Source organism: Streptomyces sp. NPDC058008 (assembly GCF_042886395.1).
Classification (GTDB): Bacteria; Actinomycetota; Actinomycetes; order Streptomycetales; family Streptomycetaceae; genus Streptomyces.
In genome coordinates this window covers 170,350-192,074 of the sequence record NZ_JBHVQX010000012.1, presented here as the reverse complement: position 1 = coordinate 192,074, position 21,725 = coordinate 170,350, and the positions used below count along the sequence as shown (strand labels likewise).

The following is a 21,725-nucleotide window of genomic DNA, read 5'->3' as shown; positions in this document are numbered from 1 at the left end:
TCCCCTGGTTGGCCGGGGTTTGTTAGGCGTTGGGTTTTTTTTTTTGTCTGCGGGGGGGTGTGGGGGGTGGTGGGGCGTATCCCCGCACCACCCGTTTCCGCATGTCCGCAGCCGTCCGTCCCCCAAGGCCGCGCCGCGGCGCCGCAGCGGTCCCCGAAGTCCGGCGACAGGCCCGGCGGAGCCCGGGTGACTGGTCTCGTACAGGTTCGTCGTCCATACTGCCCGCCGTGGAGCAGCGCATAGATTCGAACACCCAGCCCGAGTTCGCCGCGGGGACAGACCCGGCGTACATCCCCGGCCTGACGGCCCCTGCCCCCGCGCGGACGGAGGCGGAAGAGGAGAAGGCGGCACCCGAGGAGAGCCGGGAGGAGGAGGTCGCGGACACGGCCGGCGAGGAAGCGGCCGAGGAGGCCGTGGACGACGCCGGGGAGCCGGAGGCCGACGCGGCTCCGGACGTCGCCGACGCGGTCCCGGCGGAACGCGACGGCGCGGACGGTCCCGTCTTCGAGGTCAGTGACCGGCGCGGATCCATCCGGGTGGACGCCGACGGCGTCCGTTTCACCCTCGACGACCAGGAGGCGGAGTTCGACTGGACCGAGATCGGCGCGGTCGAGGTCACGACCGGCCGCTTCGGGCGCCGGTTCACCGTGACCGTCCACCTGTCGAGCCGCCGGTGGTTCAACGCCGAGGTCGAGGCCGGGGCCCGGAGCGACCTGAAGGTGTGGACGGCGGAACTCGACGAGGCGCTCGACGCCTACTTCGAAGAGGCCTGACCTCCGGGGTCACGCCGCGTACCGGGCCGCCCGTCGGCCCGGTACGCGGCATGCCCTGACGGGTTCAGGCCCCGGCGGCCGGGTCCAGCACCACCGACCGGGTGAGGTGGCGCGGCAGGTCGGGGTCGAGGCCCCGGGCCGTGGCGCGGGCGACAGCCAGCCGCTGCACCCGGACCAGGTCGGCCAGCGGGTCCAGGCCGCTCTCCACCCAACGGGCCCCGGTGGCCCGCACCTGGTCCCGCAGCCCCTCGGGCGCGGTACCGAACATCCAGGTCGCCGTGCCCTCGGTGGCGATGCTGATGGGGCCGTGGCGGTACTCCATCGCCGGGTACGACTCCGTCCAGGACAGCGACGCCTCCTTCATCTTCAGCGCCGCCTCGTTGGCGAGGCCGATCGTCCACCCGCGCCCCAGGAAGCTGAACTGGGAGCAGTCCAGCAGGCCTTCGGGCAGCGGCTCCGCCAGGGCGGTCTCGGCGTCCCGGACGACCTCCTCCGTGTGCAGCCCGAGATGGGCGCGGAACAGGGTCAGCGCGGTCGTCGCGAACCGCGTCTGGACGACGGACCGTTCGTCGGCGAAGTCGAGGACGACGACCTCGTCGGCGGCGTCCATCACCGGGGTCCGCGGGTCCGCGGTCACCGCGATGGTGCGTGTGGTGCCCCGCAGCCGGGTCAGCAGGTCGAGCACCTCGGTCGTCGTCCCCGAACGCGTCAGCGTGACGACCCGGTCGTACGCGCGCCCGAAGGGGAACTCCGAGGCGGCGTAGGCGTCGGACTCGCCCTGCCCGCTGTCCTCGCGGAGCGAGGCGTACGCCTGCGCCATGTAGTAGGACGTCCCGCAGCCGACGACGGCGATGCGCTCACCGGCGGCGGGCAGGTCCCCCTTCCGGTCGGCAGCTACCTCCGCTGCGCGGCCCCAGCACTCCGGCTGTCCGGCTGTCTCGGTCTCGACATGCGACATGTCCGCGCTCCGCTTCCGCTGCTGCTCGCACCCGATGGGTGCGATGGGTGAAATCGACGTCTACTTGTTCGGTTCTGCATGTTACGCGGCTCAATCGAGCAAGAACAAGCAAAGTGCTGGCATCTTTGTGATCATTACGGCGATCGTTTTCAGCCATGCTCGGTGGGTAGTCGGCTCAATCCGGTTCCGTCGCCCCGGCGTGGGTAACCGTCGCCGGGTGTGAACGCGGCGGCTGATATCCAGCACTTCGGGCGAAAAATCCTCCGTGGGACAGGTCCGCGGCGACCCCGGACGGTCACCGGCGCGCGTCCGGGGGTTCGGAGCGGAGGCGATTTCACGTCATCAGGCATACGCATTGGCCGAGTTCGAACGCGCGCCCGGATCCAGGTCGGCATAATCGCCCCATGTCGATCACGGGTGCGGACGTCGTTGACCTCGGCAGGGGCTTGCACGCCTGGCTGCCGCCGAAGCGTGGCTGGGGCCTGGCCAACTGCGGCCTCCTCGTGTCGCCACGCGGTGGGCTGTGGATCGACACCCCCTACGACCCGTTCCTGGCCGGCCAGTTCCTGGCCGAGAGCCGCAAGCGGCTCCCCGACGGCGCGGACATCGGCAGGGTGATCGTCACCCACGCCAACGGGGACCACTTCTGGGGTGCCGGAGTGCTTCCGGACGCGGAGATCATCGCGACCCGGGAGGCCCGGGAACACCTCCACTACGACCCCACCCCGCAGCAGCAGCACGCCCTGGTGGCCGGGAGCGACCCCACCACACCCCTCGGCGCCTACCTCGGACGGCACTTCGGCGTCTTCGACTGGTCCGCCACCGAGACGGTGCGGCCGACCACCTACTTCACCGGAGAGCTCGAACTGACCCTGGGGGAGTACACGGTCCAGGTGTCCTCCCTGCCGCCCGCGCACACGGGGGGCGACCTGATCGTGTACCTGCCGGCCCAGCGCGCCGTGTTCAGCGGTGATGTGATCTTCTCGTCCTCCCCGGAGCAGCCCGGGGACCACCCGGTGCACTGGGCCGGGCCCCTCGGCAACGTGATCGACGCCTGCGAACGCGTCCTGGCCACCGGCGCCGAGGTCATCGTGCCCGGCCACGGACCGGTGCTCGACCCCGCCGGAGTGCGCGAGCACATGGGCTACCTCGCATACGTACGCGAACGCGCCCACGCCCTGCACGCCGCGGGTGTGCCCGCCGGTGAGGCGGCCCGCAGGGTGATCCGCGAGGGCCGCTACCCGGCGCTCGGCCTGCCCGAGCGGCTCGTCGTGACCATCGGCAGCGAGTACCGGCACCTGGACGGCTCGGAACTCCCCGGCGTCCTCCAGGTGATGGCCGAGGTGGCCGAAGTGGCCCAGGAGACCGAGGCCGTGTGTACCGGCGGACCGGCGTGACGGCCGGCAGACGGACGGCCCGCCCCCGGGCGGGCTTGCGGCCGTTCCCCACGACAGAGACGCGGTGACGCCGTGCTGGCATGGATCGTGGCCCTGATCGCCGTCGTGGTGGCGACCTCGTCGGCAGCACGCGCCTACCAGGCCAGGCGGGAGGCGTACGGCGCCGCGGCACGCGCGGAGCTGACCGAGCGCCAGGCCAGGGCCGCCGAGGCCCGCACCCTCGCCCTCACCGAGGAGATCCGCCAGCTCGCCCGGAAGCGGATACCCGCGGCGGCCACCGCGCTGTCCCACCGGTCGGCGCCCGTCCCGGGACTCCTGGAGGCCGACGGGATCGAGGGGGACGCCGCCCGCCTGCTCACCGAGGCCGTACAGGCCGCGCGCACCGCGGTCCTGGAGGAGCGGGGCCGCGTCGACGCGGCGGCACGGGCGGCCATGCGCGGAACCTCGGCCAAGATCCAGTCCCTGCTCAACCAGTCGCAGCACCTGCTGCACGAGCTCCAGCACGAGTACGACGACCCGCGGATCCTGCAACTCGACTTCCGCAACGAACTGGCGCTGCGGCGCACCCAGGCCACGGCCGTGCTCTGCGACGCCTGGCCCGGCCTCGCCCGCCAGAACTCCTCACTCGTCGAGGTCGTCCTCGGCGCCCAGTCCCGGGTCGCGGGCTACGAGCGGATCAAGGTCGCCAACCACCTGCGCCAGGAGCGCCTCGCCCTGGTCGCCCGGGCCGCCGAACCCCTCGCCATCGCGCTCGCCGAGCTGCTGGCCAACGCGACGGCGTACTCGCACCCCGACACGGAGGTGCCGGTGACGGTCCAGCAGACCGCCGGGCGCGGGGCGCTGATCCTGGTCGACGACGCCGGCATCGGCATGGACGACGACGCCCTGAAGCGGGCCCGCGCACTGCTCTCGGGCCCCTCCGAAGTGCTCCTCACCGAGCTGGGTGACCCGCCGCGGACCGGCTTCGCCGTGGTGGGGCGGCTCATCGCGCGGTACGGCTTCAGCTGCCACATCGAGTCCTCGCCGTACGGCGGGATGCGCACGATGCTCCGTATCCCGGCCCATCTGCTGACCGTGATGGACGACGACCGGACGCTGTCCGTGCTCGCGCCCACACCGGTGCACGCGCGCGGGACCGTTCCCGAAGCCCCCGCCCCCGCCGAGCCCACCGCGAAGGAGCCGGCCGCGCCCCCGCCCGAGGGTTCCGTGGCCCCGCCCGCCGGCGGGGACGAGGAGCCGCCCGCCGGGCTGCCCACCCGGCGGCGCAGGTCCCGGCGGACGGCCGGACCGGAGGCGCCGGCGGCCCGGCCGCAGGAGGCGGCGGAGGAGCCCGCGCCCCGCACGCCCGAGCAGGCCGGTGCGGCCTGGGCCGCCCTCCAGGAAGGCACCGTCAGCGGCAGGAAGGCGCTCCGGCGCCCGGAGCGGCCGCCCACAGCATCCCCATCGGACGACCAAGGAGACGACGAGACGTGAGCACCACCCCCACCGCCGGTGATCTCGCCTGGGTGCTGACCCCTCTGCTGGAGCTGCCCGGCGTACAGCACGCCGTGGTCGCCACCGGTGACGGGCTCGTCGAGGGCGCCTCGCCCGGCCTGGACCGGGCCTCCGCCGAGCGTGTCGCCGCGATGACCGCCACCCTGCACGCGGCCGCCCGCGCCTTCACCACGGCCTTCACGGAGGCCGGATCGCCCCGACTGGCGCAGACCGTCGTGGAGTCCGACCTCGGTTTCGCCGTCGTCGTCCCGGCGGGCAGGAACACCACGCTGGCCCTGTTCGCCGCCCCCGACGCCCACCTGGGGAACATCGCCTACCAGATGCAGGTGCAGGTCACCGCGCTGACCCGGGCCATGCACGCCCCCACCCGCCAACCGGATGCTGTCACCCGGCCATGACCCCCGGCCCAGGGCGCCGCCTGATCCCCGCCTACCTGGTCACCGGTGGACGTTCCACACCCACCGGCCCCGCGCTCGACCGGCTCACCGTGCTCATCCGCACGGACTCCGCGGTGCCGTCGGACACCGGTTCGGAACAGCGCAGGCTGTGCGAGCTCCTGGAGCCGGGAGCCCTCACCGTCGTCGAGTGCGCCGCCCACCTGGACCTGCCGGTCAGCGCCACGGTCTTCCTGGCCACGGACCTCGTGGCCGCGGGACACCTGCACGCTCGACCACCGATCCCCAGCGCCGGTGAGATCGACCGGTCGCTCGTCGAGAGGCTGCTCGTTGGACTCCGTTCCCTCCACTGACCGGAGCGGCGTCGGCTATCTGCCGAGCGCCGCCGAGACCCTGATGAAACTCGTCGTCACGGGTCCCTTCGGCGTGGGCAAGACGACCCTGATCCGCACGCTGTCGGAGATCCCGACCCTCCACACGGAGGAGGCGATGACGCAGTCCAGCACGGGACTCGACGACACCGCCGGTCTCCCGGAGAAGACCACCACCACGGTCGCCATCGACTTCGGCCGGCTGACCGTCCAGGACGACCTGGTGCTCTACATGTTCGGCACACCCGGGCAGGAGCGGTTCTTCCCCCTCTGGGAGGACATCGCGCGCGGTGCGCTCGGCGCCCTCGTCATGGTCGACACCCGCCGGCTCGAGGACTCGTTCGCCGTCATGGACATGGTGGAGGAGCAGGGACTCCCGTACGCCGTGGCCGTGAACCGCTTCCCCGACGCCCCCGCCCACCCGGACGAGGTCCTGCGCAAGCACCTCGACCTCGACCCCCGCACCCCGCTGGTCCAGTGCGACGCCCGTGAGCGCCGGGGCAGTATCGACGCCCTCATCGCGCTCGCCGAACACGCGCTGACCTGTCTGCCCGCGCCCCTGGAACCGTCATGACACCTCCCGCGACCGGCGTCCCGCCCGACGCCCCCTCGCTCCTCGAACCGCTCCCGCTGTACGGCGCGGGCTTCGCCGCCGACCCCCACGGCCACTACCGGACCCTGCGGGCCCAGGGGCCCCTGGCCAGGGTCCGCATCGCCCCGGACGTGGACGCGATGCTGGTGACCGACTACCACGCGGCCGTCGACCTGCTGCGCGACACCGAGACCTTCACCAAGGACCCGCGTGTCTGGCAGCGGGGCGTGCCGCAGGACTCACCCGTCCTGCCCGTCCTCGGGCACCGGCCCACCGCCCTGTTCACCGACGGCGCCGTCCACGCCCGCTACCGCGACGCGATCAACGACACGCTCGCCCTGATCGAACCCCACCTGCTGCGCGCGGAGGTCGCCCGGGTCGCGCAGGGGCTCATCGCCGGCTTCTCGGCCACCGGCACCGGTGACCTCATCGCCCAGTACGCCCGCAGGCTGCCCCTGCACGTCTTCACCGCGTCCTTCGGCGTGGCCCCCGAGGACACCGAGCGGGTGGTGCGCGGGACCGCCGGCATGATGGACCCCGAGGCGGACGCGACCGCGGCCCACGACGACCTCGTCGGCGTCGTCGCCTCCCTCGTGGCCGAGCGCCGGCGCAGACCGGGCCGCGACCTCACCTCGTACCTGCTCGCCCATCCGGCGGGCCTCGACGACGACGAGACGGTGCGTCAGATCACGTTGATCATGAGCGTGGGTCACGATCCGACCACCAATCTGATCGGCAACGCGCTGCTGCGCATGCTCAGCGACCCCCGGTACAGGGGCTCGCTGCACGGGGGCGCCATGACCGCGCGCGAGGCGGTCGACGACGTGCTCTGGCGCGACCCTCCGCTGGCCAACATGGGCGCGCACTTCCCGCGCCACGACACCGAGTTCCACGGTGTCCCGCTCCGTGCCGGACAGCTCGTCCTCGTCTCCTTCGCCGCGGCCAACACGCAGTCACCGCCGTCCGTTTCGGACCGCGCCGTGCGTTCGGGCGACGGTGCCCACCTGGCCTGGTCGACGGGTCCCCACCGGTGCCCGGCCAAGCAGCCCGCGCTGCTGATGGCGATGACCGCGATCGAGCAGCTCACCAGCCAGCTCTGCGACCTGGAACTCGCCGTCGAACCCGGCGCCCTGGTGTGGCGGCCGGGCCCCTTCCACCGCGCCCCCGCTCATCTCCCGGTGCGTTTCACCCCGCTCGACATGGCGCCCGAACCGGACGACACGGGCGTACCGGACGCCGCCCGTCAGGTTCCGAACCGTGTCGGTGGTACGCCGAACGGGTGAGGGGCGAGAGAATTGCCCGATGAACAGCGAGCGCAGCCGGCGCACAGCCAACCGGCATACGGACGGGGTGGTTCTGTGAGCAGGTACGACAGGTACGACCGATACGACGCCACCGACGAACAGTGGGAAGGGCTCGCCCAGGTCGTACCCCTGAGGGGCCGCAACGAATGGCCCTCGCGGGTCGACCACCGGTCGGTCCCCGACCAGCGGGAGGCGGCCGAGCAGCGCCGCCTGGTCGTGCTCAGGGTGCAGGTGTTCGCGGACGCGCGCGAGGTCGCCGAGTACCTGGTGGCGCAGATCCCGGTCCTGCTGGACCTGACCGGCGCCGAGAACGACGTTGCCAAGCGGATCCTGGACTTCAGCAGCGGCGTGGTCTTCGGGCTGGGCAGCGGGATGCACCGGGTGGACCGCAACGTCTTCCTGCTCGCACCGGTCGGCATGGAGGTCGAGGGGGTCACCGCGGCGGGCGTACCCCAATCGTAGGAAGGCCGTCCGGGCGGAACCTTTCGCCGCTCCGGGGCGTGCGTACGGTCCGCTCATGACTGTGATCCCCTCGGGGCGGACGGCTCCGCCGCCGCCAGGCGCGGCCCGTCCCGCGCGCCCCTTCGTCGGTGAACTCCGGCTCGGCGCCTTCGCCTCGCACCGCCGCACCGTCGTCCCGCTCGGGCCGCTCACCCTGCTCGCCGGGGCGAGCGGCAGCGGCAAGTCGAGCGCGCTCGGCGGGTACGAGGCCCTTGCCCGGCTGGCCGCCGGAGATCCGCTGGAGGACGTCTTCCCGGACCCGGCGGCCTGGGTGCCGGAACGGGCGGAGGCCGACGCGCAGGGGCGGCGCGGATTCCGGCTCGGCTGCACGGTGGAGGGCCCGGTCGGCCCGGTGGGGCTGGAACTCGCCGTGCAGGCCGAGCCCGCGCTCCGCATCGTCGGTGAGCGGCTGACGGGCTGCGGGGAGACCCTGCTGGCCACGGCGCTGCGGAATCCGCGGCGTTCGCACGTCGAGGCCGCCTGGCACACCGCGGGGGCGGTGCCGGTGACACGCGCCCCTTTCCCGGACGACCGGCTCGGCACGGCGCTGCTGCCGTTGCGGGTCGCGGGTACGACGGACGGGCAGCTCAGGGTGCTGGCCGCCGCCGAACAGGTCGTGGTGGGGCTGCGGTCCGGCTTCGTCTGCGATCCCGAGCCCCGGCGGATGCGGGCTGCGGTACCGGCGGGGGAGGGGCAGCTGACCTCGTGCTGCGGCAACCTCGCCGACGTCCTGTACCGCACCCGCGGTCAGTGCGCCCAGCGGCACGCCCGGCTGGTCGCCGGCCTGGACTCCGGCTGCGCGGGACGCGTGACGGGACTCACCGCCGAGCGTCTGGCGGACGGGACGGTGCGCGCACTGGCGGGCCGGGGACCGGGACGCAGCACACCCGTCGGCCGACTCGGCGACGGAGAGCTCCGTTACCTCGCCCTCGCTCTGGTCCTGTTGACCGGCCCCCAGGTACGGGTGGCGGATCCGGTGGCGGAGGTGCCGTCGGCCATGCAGGCCCTGACCGTACTGGCCGACGGCCTCGACCGTGCCCTGGACCGACGGCAGACCGCGGAACTGCTGGCACTGGCCGCGTCGGTCTGCGCCGAGGGGCACCTGCGCCTGCTGGGGACGGTCGGGGAGTCGGCCGCGGCGGCGGCACGGGGGACGGCCGGCGCGACGGTGGTAGACCTGACACCGTGACGGATCTGGATGTAGCACAACTGCAGCGGCGGCTGGCCGACTTCGCGGCCTCACGGGCCTGGGAGCCCTACCACACGCCCAAGAACCTCTGCGCCGCCCTGAGCGTGGAGGCCTCCGAGCTGCTGGAGATCTTCCAGTGGCTGACACCGGAGCAGTCGGCGGGAGTGATGGAGGACGAGGAGACGGCGTTCCGCGTCACGGACGAGGTCGCGGACGTCCTGGCCTATCTGCTCCAGTTCTGCGAGGTGCTGGGCATCGACCCGCTGGCGGCCCTCGCGGCCAAGATGGACCGGAACGAGACACGCTTTCCGGTCCCCGACTCCACCAAGTCGACGGATCGTCACTCTTCGGAGTGATCGACTTATACACAATCAGCTTCCTGTCCACAGATTTCCGATTTCCTCTGGCATTCGTGTGCCACCACCCTCACTGTGGGTAATGAAGAGGTGAGCGGGTTCTTTCTACGGCTGGTCTCGGTGACGGGGGAATCGCATGGAAGCGGAGCGGCTGATCATGGTGGTCCGGAGCGCGCTGGCGGAGAGCCGGGACGTGCCGGCCGTCATGGCGGAGGCCTGGCAGGCCCAGGCACTGGCCCGTGCGGTCGGCGGGCGGCTGGCGGGGTGCGGACCGGTGGAGTTACGGGCGGAGGCACGCGGACTGAGTGAGACGGGCGCACCGGGCGGCGTCCTGCTCGACCACCCGATGGTTCCGGCCGGAGGAGTGAGGGCGTCGCAGCTCACCGAAGTGGCGCATGTGCCGGGGACGTTGGCCGCCCTCGCGCTGCTCCTCGGGGAGGTGGGCATCGCGCTCGTGGGCGTCGCCTGCGGGACGGAGGAGGAGGGGCTCTACTGGCAGTGCATCGAGGCGATAGACGCCGTCGACGAGTCGGTGGACCGGGTCCAGGGCATGCTGCGACGGCTCGCGGAGCACGCGTACGAGCACCCGGGCGAAGGCGGGCGCGAGCAGGAGCCGGACCGGGAGCGCGACGGCCCGTTCGGGATGGTCCACGGGCCCGTGGGGTTCGTCGCCGGGCCGCCGTGAGCCGGGGACGGCGGTGCCGAGGGCCCGACTCGCGGCGGGGCCCAGGACCGGGCATGACCTGCGGCGCGCCCGCCGGGGACCGGACGGGCGGGGAAGCCCGGGCCGCCCGCCGCGGGACCGTTCGCGGGGCGTCCGTCGCGGGGGTGGCCGCAGGGCGGACGGGGTGAGGCGGCCGCGAAGGTGCAGGATGGAGACATGGATCTTCGAATCTTCACCGAGCCCCAGCAAGGGGCGAGCTACGACACCCTGCTCACCGTCGCCAAGGCCACCGAGGACCTCGGCTTCGACGCCTTCTACCGGTCGGACCACTATCTGCGCATGGGCTCCGGGGACGGGCTGCCCGGCCCGACCGACGCGTGGATCACGCTGGCCGGACTGGCCCGCGAGACCAAGCGGATCCGCCTCGGCACGCTGATGACCGCAGGCACCTTCCGTCTTCCCGGGGTGCTGGCCATCCAGGTCGCCCAGGTCGACCAGATGTCCGGCGGCCGGGTCGAACTGGGCCTGGGCGCGGGCTGGTTCGAGGAGGAGCACAAGGCGTACGGCATCCCGTTCCCGAAGGAGAAGTTCGGCCGGCTGGAGGAGCAGCTGGCGATCGTCACGGGCCTGTGGGAGACGGAGACCGGCAAGACGTTCAGCTACGACGGGACGTACTACCAGCTCACCGACTCGCCGGCGCTGCCGAAGCCCGCCCAGGCGAAGGTGCCGGTCCTGATCGGCGGACACGGAGCGGTCCGCACCCCGCGGCTGGCCGCCCGGTACGCCGACGAGTTCAACATCCCCTTCGCGTCCATCGAGGACAGCGAGAAGCAGTTCGGCCGGGTCAGGGACGCCGCCGTGGCGGCCGGCCGGGCCCCTGACGACCTGGTGTACTCCAACGCCCTGGTGGTGTGCGTCGGGAAGAACGACGCGGAGGTGGCGCGGCGCGCGTCCGCCATCGGACGGGAGGTCGAGGAGATCAAGGCCAACGGACTGGCGGGCTCGCCCGCCGAGGTGGTCGACAAGATCGGCCGTTACGCGGCCATCGGCTCGTCACGGATCTACCTCCAGGTCCTGGACCTCGACGACCTGGAGCACCTGGACCTGATCTCCGCGCAGGTCCAGTCGCAGCTGGGCTGACGGCTGAGCCCGCTCGCCGGAGGCGTCTGCCCCGGTGCGCCGTGGCTGCTGAGGTTCGGGTCTTCCCGCCACCGAGCCCGGTGGCGCGGCGCCCCGACCGGCGGGCCACCGCCCGGCCGGCGGCGGGGGACGTGCCGGACCGGTGGCGGATGGGCGTCCGGGGAAGGACGCCGGACCGGCGGCGACCGGACGGCAAGGGCCGGTCACTTCGGCCGGACGGCGACGACCGGCTACGAGGGCCGGACGACAGCGGCCGGGTACGAGGGCGGGACGGCGACGGCCGGGTGCTCGCTCGGACGGCAAGGGCCGGGTGCCCGCTCGGACGGCAAGGGCCGCAGGCTTGGGCCGGACGACAGCGACGACAGCAAGGAGCAGGTGTGTACACAGCCCGGACGACGGACGGCTCCACGGCCCGGCCCGGCCGTACGCTCGGCGACGCGCTCGCCGAGGGGACGGTCCTGCTGGACGGAGGGCTCTCCAACCAGCTGGAGGCGCAGGGCTGCGACCTGTCCGATGCCCTGTGGTCGGCCCGGCTGCTGAGCGACGAGCCGCAGCAGATCGAGGCCGCCCACACGGCCTACGCCCGGGCCGGTGCGCAGGTGCTCATCACCGCCAGCTACCAGGCGACCTTCGAAGGGTTCGCGCGGCACGGGATCGGGCGGGCCCGGGCGGCGGAGCTGATGTCGGGCAGCGTGGAGTCGGCACGCCGTGCCGGTGCGGCGACGGGGCGGGAGCTCTGGGTCGCCGCCTCGGTCGGGCCCTACGGCGCGATGCTCGCGGACGGCAGTGAGTACCGCGGCCGGTACGGACTGACCGTCCGGGAACTGGTGCGCTTCCACCGTCCCCGGGCTGAGACGCTGGCCGCGGCCGGGCCCGATGTGCTGGCCCTGGAGACGGTGCCCGACATGGACGAGGCCGAGGCACTGTTGCGGGTGGTCCAGGAGCTCGGGGTGCCGGTCTGGCTCTCGTACAGCGTGGCGGGGGACCGGACCAGGGCGGGGCAGCCCCTGGCGGAGGCGTTCGGGCTCGTCGCCGGGATCGACCAGGTGGTGGCCGTGGGGGTCAACTGCTGTGATCCCGCCGACGCGGACCGTGCGGTGGAGGTGGCCTCGGCGGCCACCGGTAAGCCGGTCGTCGTCTATCCGAACAGCGGGGAGGAGTGGGACGCCGACGGCCGGGGCTGGAACGGCAGGGGCACGTTCGAGCCGGACAGGCTGCGGGACTGGCAGCGGGCGGGCGCGCGGCTGGTCGGCGGATGCTGCCGGGTCGGGCCCTCCGACATCGCGGCGCTGGCCTCCCGGCTCACGATGCCGGAAGCGTGAAAATGCCTGGTGGGAGGCAGATCGCCGGACCATACTCGGATGTGTGTTCCTGACTATCGGCACGACCGGCACCCCTGAGCGTCCCGCCACCGATCTCGGTTACCTGCTGCACAAGCACCCCGGGAAGGCGCAGACGTTCTCCACCTCGCACGGGACGGCGCACGTCTTCTACCCCGAGGCGTCCGCGGAACGCTGTACTGCGGCGCTGCTGCTCGAAGTGGACCCGGTGGCGCTGGTCAGACGCGGCAAGGGCAAGGGCCGGGGCGGAGCCCCCGACGCCGCGCTCGCGCAGTACGTCAACGACCGGCCGTACGCGGCGTCGTCGCTGCTCTCGGTCGCGATGACGACGGTGTTCAAGTCCGCGCTGAACGGGGCCTGCCGGGCGATGCCCGAGCGCGCGCGGGAAACGCTCCCGCTGCGGATCGAGGTGCCCGCGCTGCCCGCACGCGGAGGTGCCGAGCTGGTGCACAAGATCTTCGGGCCGCTCGGCTGGACACGGGTGGACGCCGTGGCCGTACCACTGGACGAGCGGTTCCCGGAGTGGGGCGACTCGCGCTACGTACGGCTGGTGCTGGAGGGAGAGCTGCGGCTCGCGGACGCCCTGCGGCAGCTGTATGTCCTGCTGCCGGTGCTGGACGATGCCAAGCACTACTGGGTCGCACCCGACGAGGTGGACAAGTTGCTGCGGGCCGGCGAGGGCTGGCTGGCGGACCATCCCGAGCAGAAGCTGATCACCAGCCGCTACCTCTCCCGCCGTTGGGGGCTCACCCGGCAGGCGACGGAGCGGCTGGAGCTGGTGCGGCTGGCGGAGTCGGACGACCTGGAGGTGGAGAGCGTCGACAACGCGGTGGACGAGACCACCGACACGGAGGAGCGCCCGGTGCCGCTCGCCGGGCAGCGGCGGGCGGCGGTGCTGGAGGCCCTGCGTGCCGCCGGGGCGAGCCGGGTGCTCGACCTGGGTTGCGGCCAGGGGCAGTTGGTCCAGGCGCTGCTCGAGGACGTGCGGTTCACGGAGATCGTCGGGGTCGACGTGTCGATGCGTGCGCTGACCGTGGCCGCCCGCAGGCTGAAGCTGGACCGGATGGGCGAGCGGCAGGCCGGACGGGTCACCCTCCGCCAGGGCGCCCTCACCTACACCGACAAACAGCTGAAGGGGTACGACGCCGCGGTGCTGAGCGAGGTGATCGAGCACCTCGACCTGCCGAGGCTCCCCGCCCTGGAGTACGCGGTGTTCGGCTCCGCCCGCCCCCGTACCGTGCTGGTGACGACCCCCAACGTCGAGTACAACGTCCGCTGGGAGACGCTTCCCGCCGGTCACGCGCGCCACGGGGACCACCGCTTCGAGTGGACCAGGGCGGAGTTCCGCGCCTGGGCGGAGCGGGTGGCCGCACGCCACGGCTACGCGGTGGAGTTCGTATCCGTGGGACCGGACGACCTCGAGGTCGGGCCTCCCACCCAGATGGCTGTGTTCACGATGACGGCGGCTGACGGGAAGACAGCCGAGCGAGGGAAGACGGCCGCCGGCGCGAAAACGGCCGCCGCCGGATCGACGGCGGACGGGCCCACGGGCAACGGGCCCACGGGCAACGGGCCCCCGGGCAACGGGAGCACGGGCAACGGGTCCACGGGCAACGGGTCCACGGGCAAAGAGGCCGTGGGCGACAAGGCGGTGGGCGACAAGGCGGTGGGCGACAAGGCGGTGGGCGACAAGGCGGTGGGATATGTGGCCGTGGGCAACGGGTCCACTGACGACACGACGATCCGCAACGGACCTGCCGACGACGGATCGGCAGGCAACGAACCAGCTCCTCATACCCCCGCCGACAGCGGACCGGCTCACAAAGCCGCCGCCGACAGCGGACCGGCTCACAACAATGCCCTCGCCAACGGCGAACAGACCCGTAACGCCCCCGCCGACGGCGGACCGGCCCGCAGTGCCCCCGCGGGTGACGGACAGACCCCTCACGCCCCCGCCGGTGATGGACCGGCGCCCAATGGACCTGTCGGTGGCGGGCGACCGGCAGCTGGCACGACGACCGCCCGTGAGACGACGAAGGAGGGGAGGTCCGCATGACCGGTACCTCTCGCACACTGCCCGTGACCGATCTGTCCCTCGTCGTCCTCATCGGCGCCAGCGGGTCGGGCAAGTCCACCTTCGCGCGCAAGCACTTCAAGCCGACGGAGATCGTGTCGTCGGACTTCTGCCGGGGGCTCGTCGCCGACGACGAGAACGACCAGAGCGCCAGCGGTGACGCCTTCGACGTGCTGCACTACATCGCCGGCAAGCGCCTCGCGGCCGGCCGGCTCACCGTCGTCGACGCGACGAACGTGCAGTCGGAGAGCCGCAAGCAGCTCGTCCGGCTCGCCCGGGAGCACGACGTGCTGCCCGTCGCCATCGTGCTCGACCTGCCGGAAGAGGTCTGCCAGGCACGCAACGCCACCCGCCCCGACCGTGCGGGCATGCCCCGCCACGTCGTCCAGCGCCACCGCCGTGAGCTGCGGCGTTCGCTGCGCGGACTGGAGCGCGAGGGCTTCCGCACGGTGCACGTCCTGCGCACGGAGGAGGAGGTCGGCTCCGCCGAAGTCGTCCTGAAACGCCGCTACAACGACCTCCGCCGCCTCACCGGCCCGTTCGACATCATCGGCGACGTCCACGGCTGCAGCTCGGAGCTGGACACCCTGCTCGGCAAGCTGGGGTATGTGGGCGGCGCCCACCCCGAGGGGCGTACGGCCGTGTTCGTGGGCGACCTCGTGGACCGGGGTCCCGACAGCCCCGGTGTGCTGCGCCGCGTCATGTCCATGGTGGCGTCGGGCGACGCGCTGTGCGTTGCCGGCAACCACGAGAACAAGCTCGGCCGTTACCTCAAGGGGCGCGGGGTCCAGCACAGCCACGGCCTCGCCGAGACCGTCGAGCAGCTCGGGCGGGAGGACGCCGGGCACCCGGAGTTCCGGGGGGAGGTCGCGGAGTTCGTCGACGGACTGGTCAGCCACTACGTCCTGGACGAGGGCAAGCTGGTCGTCTGCCACGCGGGGCTGCCGGAGAAGTACCACGGGCGCACCTCGGGCCGGGTCCGTTCGCACGCGCTGTACGGGGAGACGACCGGCGAGACCGACGAGTTCGGCCTGCCCGTGCGCTACCCGTGGGCCGAGGACTACCGGGGCGCCGCCGCCGTGGTCTACGGCCACACGCCGGTGCCCGCCGCCTCCTGGGTGAACAACACCCTCTGCCTGGACACCGGGGCCGTGTTCGGCGGGAAGATGACCGCCCTGCGCTGGCCCGAGCGCGAGATCGTCGACGTACCGGCCGAGCGGGTCTGGTACGAGCCGGTGAGGCCGTTGACCACCGAGGCCCCCGGGGGCCGGGAGGGCCGGCCGCTCGACCTCGCCGACGTACAGGGCCGCCGGGTCGTGGAGACCCGGCACATGGGACGCGTCGCGGTGCGTGAGGAGAACGCGGCTGCGGCGCTCGAGGTGATGAGCCGCTTCGCCGTCGACCCCAGACTGCTCACCTACCTCCCGCCGACGATGGCCCCGACCGCGGCGTCCCACGAGAAGGGCTTCCTGGAGCACCCGGCCGAGGCCTTCGCGCAGTACCGCGCGGACGGCGTCGGCAAGGTCGTCTGCGAGGAGAAGCACATGGGCTCGCGCGCCGTGGCGCTGGTCTGCCGCGACGCCGCCACCGCCCGCGAGAGCTTCGGTACCGGAGACACCTCCCGCACCGCCGACGGTGCCGGGGGCCCCACCGGTGCCCTGTACACCCGTACCGGGCGGCCGTTCCTGGACGACACGGCGCTCACCGAAGTGGTGCTCGGCCGGCTGCGTGCGGCCGTGACCGCCGCCGGGCTCTGGGAGGAGTGGGACACCGACTGGGTGGTGCTCGACGCCGAGCTGATGCCCTGGTCCCTCAAGGCCGCCGGACTGCTCCGCTCGCAGTACGCGGCGGTGGGCGCGGCCGCCGGAGCGGTCCTGCCCGCGGTGGAGGAGGCCCTGGCCGCGGCGGCCTCGCGGGGCGTCGACGTCGGTGCCACGGCTGGCCGCCAGCGGCAGCGCGCCGAGGACGCCGCCGCCTTCACCGAGGCGTACCGCCGCTACTGCTGGAGCACCGAAGGGCTCGACGGCGTACGGCTCGCACCGTTCCAGATCCTCGCGGTGCGCGGCCGCTCGCTCGCCACCGTCCCGCACGACGCGCAACTGGCGTGGCTGGACCGTCTCGTCGAGCACGACCCGACGGGGCTGCTCCAGGTCACCCGGCGCCTCGTCGTCGACACGGGGGACGAGGCGTCCGTGCGCGCGGGCATCGACTGGTGGCTGGAGATGACGGGCCGGGGCGGCGAGGGCATGGTCGTCAAGCCGCTCGGCGCCCTCGTCCGCGACGCCGGGGGCAGGCTCGTCCAGCCCGGGATCAAGGTGCGCGGCCGGGAGTACCTGCGGATCATCTACGGCCCCGAGTACACGCGGCCGGAGAATCTGGAGCGGCTGCGCTCCCGGTTCCTCGGCCACAAGCGGTCGCTGGCCCTGCGGGAGTACGCCCTGGGCCTGGAGGCGCTGGACCGGCTGGCCGACGGTGAGCCGCTGTGGCGGATCCACGAGGCGGTCTTCGCGGTGCTGGCCCTGGAGTCGGAGCCGGTGGACCCCCGCCTGTAGGACGGCCGGAATCGGACGGCGGTTCGCAGGGTGAACGGCGTCCCGTGTGGTGAGGATGAAGGCATGGGATTCCATGTCGATTCCGAGGCCGGGCGGCTGCGCCGCGTCATCCTGCACCGCCCCGATCTGGAGCTGAAGCGGCTCACCCCCAGCAACAAGGACGCGCTCCTGTTCGACGACGTGCTGTGGGTACGCCGCGCCAGGGAGGAGCACGACAGCTTCGCCGACGTGCTGCGCGACCGGGGCGTGGAGGTGCACCTGTTCGGTGATCTGCTCAGGGAGTCCCTCGACATCCCGGTGGCGAGGCGGCTCGTCCTGGACCGGGTGTTCGCGGAGAAGGAGTACGGCCCGCTGGCCACCGAGCACCTGCGGGCCGCCTTCGAGGAGCTGTCCGCCGCGGAGCTGACCGAGGCCCTGGTCGGCGGGATGACGAAGCGGGAGTTCCTGGAGGGCCACGCCGAACCGACCTCTGTCCGCTTCCACGTCATGGATCTGGACGACTTCCTGCTCAGCCCCCTGCCCAACCACATCTTCACGAGGGACACCTCGGCCTGGATCTACGACGGCGTCTCCATCAACGCGATGCGCTGGCCCGCCAGACAGCGCGAGACCGTGCACTTCGAGGCGATCTACCGGCACCACCCCCTCTTCACCGGCCCCGAGGCGGGCGTCTTCCACCACTGGTCGGAAGGCCAGGACGACTATCCGTCCACCATCGAGGGCGGCGACGTCCTCGTCATCGGGCAGGGCGCGGTCCTCATCGGGATGAGCGAGCGCACCACCCCCCAGGCCGTGGAGATGCTCGCCCGAGGGCTCTTCGACGCCGGGTCCGCGCGGACGATCGTGGCGCTCGACATGCCCAAGCGGCGGGCGTTCATGCACCTCGACACGGTGATGACGATGGTCGACGGGGACACGTTCACCAAGTACGCCGGACTCGGCATGCTCCGTTCCTACACGATCGAGCCCGGCAGCGGCCCCCGTGAGCTGAAGGTCACCGACCATCCGCCCGAGCACATGCACCGGGCCATCGCCGCCGCGCTCGGGCTGGACGCGATCCGGGTGCTCACCGCGACCCAGGACGTGCACGCGGCCGAGCGCGAGCAGTGGGACGACGGGTGCAACGTGCTGGCCGTGGAGCCCGGCGTCGTCATCGCGTACGAGCGCAACGCCACCACCAACACCTACCTCCGCAAGGAGGGCATCGAGGTCATCGAGATCCGGGGCAGTGAGCTGGGGCGGGGCAGGGGCGGTCCGCGCTGCATGAGCTGTCCCGTGGTGCGCGATGCCGTATGAGCCGGTCAGGGGCGTCCCCGCGCGGGGGCCCGCGGAGGCGCGGACAGGGGGAGACGCGGGTCACCCGGCGGGGGAGCCGCACGATGCGCCTGTATAGCAATGCGGCCTTTCGTATAGACTTCCAGGATTATCGTTCGCACGCCCTCAGCCCGACCCAGGAGCACTCACCATGGCCATAGACCTCACGGGCCGCCACTTCCTCAAGGAGCTGGACTTCACGGCTGAGGAGTTCCGCGGCCTGGTCGCCCTGTCCGCGGAGCTCAAGGCCGCCAAGAAGGCGGGCGCCGAGGTGCAGCGGCTGCGCGGCAGGAACATCGCGCTGATCTTCGAGAAGACCTCGACCCGTACGCGGTGCGCCTTCGAGGTGGCCGCCGCCGACCAGGGGGCGTCCACGACGTATCTCGACCCCTCGGGTTCCCAGATCGGGCACAAGGAGTCGGTGAAGGACACCGCCCGGGTGCTCGGCCGGATGTTCGACGGCATCGAGTACCGGGGTGACAGCCAGCAGGCGGTCGAGGAGCTGGCGGCGTACGGCGGTGTGCCGGTCTACAACGGGCTCACCGACGACTGGCACCCCACCCAGATGCTCGCCGACGTCCTCACGATGACCGAGCACAGCGCGAAGCCCCTGGAGGAGACCACCTTCGCCTACCTCGGGGACGCCCGCTTCAACATGGGCAACTCCTACCTGGTCACCGGCGCCCTGCTCGGCATGGACGTCCGGATCGTCGCGCCCGCCGCCTACTGGCCGGCGCAGGAGGTCGTGGACCGGGCGCACGAGCTCGCGAAGTCCAGCGGCGCCCGCATCACGCTCACCGAGGACATCGCCGAAGGCGTCCGGGGTGCCGGCTTCGTCGTCACCGACGTGTGGGTCTCCATGGGTGAGCCCAAGGACGTCTGGGACGAGCGCATCGCCTCCCTCTCGCCGTACGCCGTGACCATGGACGTCCTGCGCGCCACCGGCAACGACGACGTCAAGTTCCTGCACTGCCTCCCCGCCTTCCACGACCTCGGCACGAAGGTGGCGAGGGAGATCCACGAGCGGCACGGGCTCACGGAGCTGGAGGTCACCGACGAGGTCTTCGAGTCCCCGCACTCCGTCGTCTTCGACGAGGCCGAGAACCGGATGCACACGATCAAGGCGGTACTCGTCGCGACGCTGGCGGGCGGCGCGCAGGGCGCATGAACATACGCCCGATTGGGTGAACATGCGTGCAAGTGGCTAAGATGGTGCTACTTGGTGGGGTTCGGGCTCGCACGTCCGGACCCCTTTTCATGTGCCCGGTCCGGAGCACACGCCCAGGTCGAGCCCCCCACAGGCTCCTTCCCCCGCACCGCCAGAGAAGAGATCCGTCCCCCCATGAGTCCCGCGCCCTCCACCCCTTCACGCCCTCCGCGCAGGAGCGGGGCGCGCGTCAAGAGCCCCGAGTCGCTGCTCGCCGAGTCCGGAGCCGACCTGGAGGGGCACGGCCTGCGGCGCAGCATGGGGCTCTTCCAGCTCGTCTGCTTCGGTGTCGGCGCGATCGTCGGCACCGGGATCTTCGTCGGGCTGTCCGACAGCGTCGCCGAGGCGGGCCCGGCCGTGGTGGTCTCCTTCGTCCTCGCCGCCGTCACCTGCATTTTCACCGCCTTCTCGTTCGCGGAGCTCGGCGGCGCCATCCCGGTCTCCGGCAGCTCCTACTCCTTCGCCTACGCCACGCTCGGGGAGCGGGTCGCCTTCCTCGTCGGCTGGTGCCTGCTGCTGGAGTACGGCGTCTCGGTCTCGGCCGTGGCGGTCGGGTGGAGCCAGTACGTCAACGAGCTGCTGGACAGCCTCATCGGCTGGAACCTCCCGGCGGCGCTCTCCTCCGGACCCGGGGACGGCGGCGTCGTCAACCTGCCGGCGATCGTCGTGGTGATGATGGCGGCCACGCTGCTGGTGCGCGGCGTCAGGGAGAGCGCGGGGGCCACGGCGGCCATGGCGGTGCTGAAGATCGGCATCCTCATCGCGTTCTGCGCCATCGCCTTCACCGCGTTCGAGGACGGGCACCTCTCGCCCTTCGCCTCCGACGGCATGGCCGGGATCACCGCCGGCGCGTCGGTGGCGTTCTTCTCGTACATCGGCTTCGACGCCATCACCACCGCCGGCGAGGAGGTCAAGAACCCCCGCCGCAACATCCCGACGGCGATCCTGATCTGCATCGGCGTGGTCACGCTGCTCTACTGCGCGGTCGCCCTCGGCGCCATCGGCGCGCTGGGCGCGGACGCCGTCTCCGACAAGCCGGCCGCCCTCTCACTGGTCGTGAACCAGGTCACCGGATCGAGCGTCGGCGGGGGGATCATCGCCTTCGGCGCGGTCGTGGCCATCGCGTCCGTCGTCCTCGCGGTGATGTACGGCCAGACCCGCATCCTGATGTCGATGTCCCGTGACGGCCTGATCCCCCGGGTCTTCGAGCGGGTCTCACCGAAGACCCGTACGCCGGTCGCCAACACCTGGATCGTCGCGGTGCTCTTCGCGGTCCCCGCCGCGTTCGCGTCCCTCGACGTCGTGGTGAACCTGACGACCATCGGCACCCTCGCCACCATGGCGGTGGTCAACATCGCCGTCATCGCGCTGCGCCGCGGGCACCCGGGACTGAAGCGCTCCTTCCGGGTGCCGCTCTACCCGCTCAGCCCGGTTCTCGGCGTCGGCTTCTGCCTGTACCTGATGTACGGGACGGGATGGACGACCTGGGTGCAGTTCGCGGCCTTCCTCGCGGTGGGCGCCCTGGTGTACGCGGGATACGGCCGCAGCCGCTCGCGGCTCGTCAGGGAACCGCGGGAGCCGGCGGCAGCGGGCCCGACCGGAGGGTGAACCAGACCGCCTTGCCGTGTTCGGTGGGGCGGTGTCCGCAGGCGGAGCTGAGGGCGCGGATCAGGATCAGCCCCCGGCCGTGCTCCTGCCACGGATCGGCCGTGGTGCCGGGCAGCAGACCGGACAGGTCGCCCGGTGAGTCCGGGTCGTGGTCGTGGACCTCCACCTGGCAGCCCGACGCCAGCAGCTCGACCACCAGCTCGATGGGCCCCGAGCCGTCGGTGTGCTCCACGGCGTTGGCGACCAGCTCGGCCGTCAGCAGTTCGGCGGTGTCGCTGTCCGCGGGCGCGTCCACGTCCGCCAGGGCCGCACGGACGAGCGCGCGCGCGATGGGCACGGCGGCGGTGGAGTGGGGCAGGGTGATGCGCCACGAGGGGGACGGCTGCGCGGGGACGTCGGGCGGCAAGGCGGGATTTTCCGTTCAGGAGCGAGACATCCGGCGGCGAACCCCGGTCCCGGGCGGCTGCGTCCGGGACCGCGTTCTCCGTACCGGAGG

The 21,725-nt window shown here is 72.4% G+C and carries 19 protein-coding genes and 1 pseudogene; 18 read left to right on the top strand and 2 right to left on the bottom strand.

Translation table 11 applies throughout. The annotated features are described in order from the left end of the window. Positions 1-227: 227 nt before the first annotated feature. On the top strand, positions 228-773 hold the full coding sequence (locus ACFVS9_RS14930; RefSeq protein WP_389932342.1) for a hypothetical protein: 546 nt from the start codon (positions 228-230) through the stop codon (positions 771-773). Between the two features lie 64 nt (positions 774-837). Here the strand turns inward: ACFVS9_RS14930 and ACFVS9_RS14925 are convergent, their stop codons facing one another. Beyond that, a complete protein-coding gene (locus tag ACFVS9_RS14925; protein ID WP_383115753.1) occupies positions 838-1,731 on the bottom strand; it encodes an SIS domain-containing protein in 894 nt (297 codons plus the stop codon). 404 nt (positions 1,732-2,135) lie between these two features. Here ACFVS9_RS14925 and ACFVS9_RS14920 point away from each other — a divergent pair, with 404 nt between their 5' ends. The 17 genes and pseudogenes from ACFVS9_RS14920 to ACFVS9_RS14840 all read left to right on the top strand — a co-directional run bounded on the left by ACFVS9_RS14920 (position 2,136) and on the right by ACFVS9_RS14840 (position 21,229). Further along, positions 2,136-3,128 carry an MBL fold metallo-hydrolase gene (locus ACFVS9_RS14920; RefSeq protein WP_389932339.1) on the top strand — a complete coding sequence of 331 codons (993 nt, stop codon included), beginning with the start codon at positions 2,136-2,138 and terminating at the stop codon, positions 3,126-3,128. Between the two features lie 72 nt (positions 3,129-3,200). Continuing rightward, positions 3,201-4,601: an ATP-binding protein gene (locus ACFVS9_RS14915; protein ID WP_389932336.1), complete on the top strand. Its 1,401-nt coding sequence runs from the start codon at positions 3,201-3,203 to the stop codon at positions 4,599-4,601. Next, on the top strand, positions 4,598-5,020 hold the full coding sequence (locus ACFVS9_RS14910; protein ID WP_383115756.1) for a roadblock/LC7 domain-containing protein: 423 nt from the start codon (positions 4,598-4,600) through the stop codon (positions 5,018-5,020). Before ACFVS9_RS14915 ends, ACFVS9_RS14910 begins: the two co-directional genes overlap by 4 nt. Then, positions 5,017-5,370, top strand: a complete 354-nt coding sequence (locus ACFVS9_RS14905) for a DUF742 domain-containing protein (protein ID WP_389932333.1) — start codon at positions 5,017-5,019, stop codon at positions 5,368-5,370. Before ACFVS9_RS14910 ends, ACFVS9_RS14905 begins: the two co-directional genes overlap by 4 nt. Then, positions 5,348-5,962 (top strand): ATP/GTP-binding protein, encoded by a 615-nt coding sequence (locus ACFVS9_RS14900; protein WP_389932330.1) that lies wholly within the window; start codon positions 5,348-5,350, stop codon positions 5,960-5,962. Before ACFVS9_RS14905 ends, ACFVS9_RS14900 begins: the two co-directional genes overlap by 23 nt. Next, complete coding sequence (locus tag ACFVS9_RS14895; RefSeq protein ID WP_389932327.1) at positions 5,959-7,263, top strand: cytochrome P450; 1,305 nt, start codon at positions 5,959-5,961, stop codon at positions 7,261-7,263. The genes ACFVS9_RS14900 and ACFVS9_RS14895 overlap by 4 nt, the downstream gene beginning before the upstream one ends. Before the next feature lie 75 nt (positions 7,264-7,338). Beyond that, positions 7,339-7,746 (top strand): cell division protein SepF, encoded by a 408-nt coding sequence (locus ACFVS9_RS14890; RefSeq protein ID WP_383115760.1) that lies wholly within the window; start codon positions 7,339-7,341, stop codon positions 7,744-7,746. 55 nt (positions 7,747-7,801) lie between these two features. Further along, positions 7,802-8,974: an ATP-binding protein gene (locus ACFVS9_RS14885; RefSeq protein ID WP_389932324.1), complete on the top strand. Its 1,173-nt coding sequence runs from the start codon at positions 7,802-7,804 to the stop codon at positions 8,972-8,974. Further along, a complete protein-coding gene (locus tag ACFVS9_RS14880; protein ID WP_389932321.1) occupies positions 8,971-9,330 on the top strand; it encodes a nucleotide pyrophosphohydrolase in 360 nt (119 codons plus the stop codon). The genes ACFVS9_RS14885 and ACFVS9_RS14880 overlap by 4 nt, the downstream gene beginning before the upstream one ends. A gap of 136 nt (positions 9,331-9,466) precedes the next feature. Then, positions 9,467-10,015 carry a DUF6099 family protein gene (locus tag ACFVS9_RS14875; RefSeq protein WP_389932318.1) on the top strand — a complete coding sequence of 183 codons (549 nt, stop codon included), beginning with the start codon at positions 9,467-9,469 and terminating at the stop codon, positions 10,013-10,015. Positions 10,016-10,210: 195 nt separating this feature from the next. Beyond that, positions 10,211-11,134: an LLM class F420-dependent oxidoreductase gene (locus ACFVS9_RS14870; RefSeq protein WP_389932315.1), complete on the top strand. Its 924-nt coding sequence runs from the start codon at positions 10,211-10,213 to the stop codon at positions 11,132-11,134. A gap of 377 nt (positions 11,135-11,511) precedes the next feature. Next, positions 11,512-12,456 (top strand): homocysteine S-methyltransferase, encoded by a 945-nt coding sequence (gene mmuM, locus ACFVS9_RS14865; protein ID WP_389932312.1) that lies wholly within the window; start codon positions 11,512-11,514, stop codon positions 12,454-12,456. Between the two features lie 43 nt (positions 12,457-12,499). Further along, a pseudogene (locus ACFVS9_RS14860) lies at positions 12,500-13,984 on the top strand (3' terminal RNA ribose 2'-O-methyltransferase Hen1); the annotation flags it as partial. Between the two features lie 542 nt (positions 13,985-14,526). Beyond that, positions 14,527-17,100, top strand: coding sequence for a polynucleotide kinase-phosphatase (locus ACFVS9_RS14855; RefSeq protein ID WP_389932309.1), 2,574 nt, complete (start codon positions 14,527-14,529; stop codon positions 17,098-17,100). A 63-nt stretch (positions 17,101-17,163) separates the two neighbouring features. Beyond that, entirely contained in the window at positions 17,164-18,396 is a 1,233-nt protein-coding gene (locus ACFVS9_RS14850; protein ID WP_389932306.1) for an arginine deiminase, read from the top strand. A gap of 169 nt (positions 18,397-18,565) precedes the next feature. Beyond that, on the top strand, positions 18,566-19,582 hold the full coding sequence (gene argF / locus ACFVS9_RS14845; RefSeq protein ID WP_389932303.1) for an ornithine carbamoyltransferase: 1,017 nt from the start codon (positions 18,566-18,568) through the stop codon (positions 19,580-19,582). A 174-nt stretch (positions 19,583-19,756) separates the two neighbouring features. After that, on the top strand, positions 19,757-21,229 hold the full coding sequence (locus ACFVS9_RS14840; RefSeq protein WP_389932300.1) for an amino acid permease: 1,473 nt from the start codon (positions 19,757-19,759) through the stop codon (positions 21,227-21,229). On the opposite strand, the gene ACFVS9_RS14835 is transcribed toward ACFVS9_RS14840, so the two are convergent. Continuing rightward, complete coding sequence (locus ACFVS9_RS14835; protein ID WP_383115771.1) at positions 21,183-21,635, bottom strand: ATP-binding protein; 453 nt, start codon at positions 21,633-21,635, stop codon at positions 21,183-21,185. The genes ACFVS9_RS14840 and ACFVS9_RS14835 overlap by 47 nt on opposite strands. Positions 21,636-21,725 lie beyond the last annotated feature (90 nt).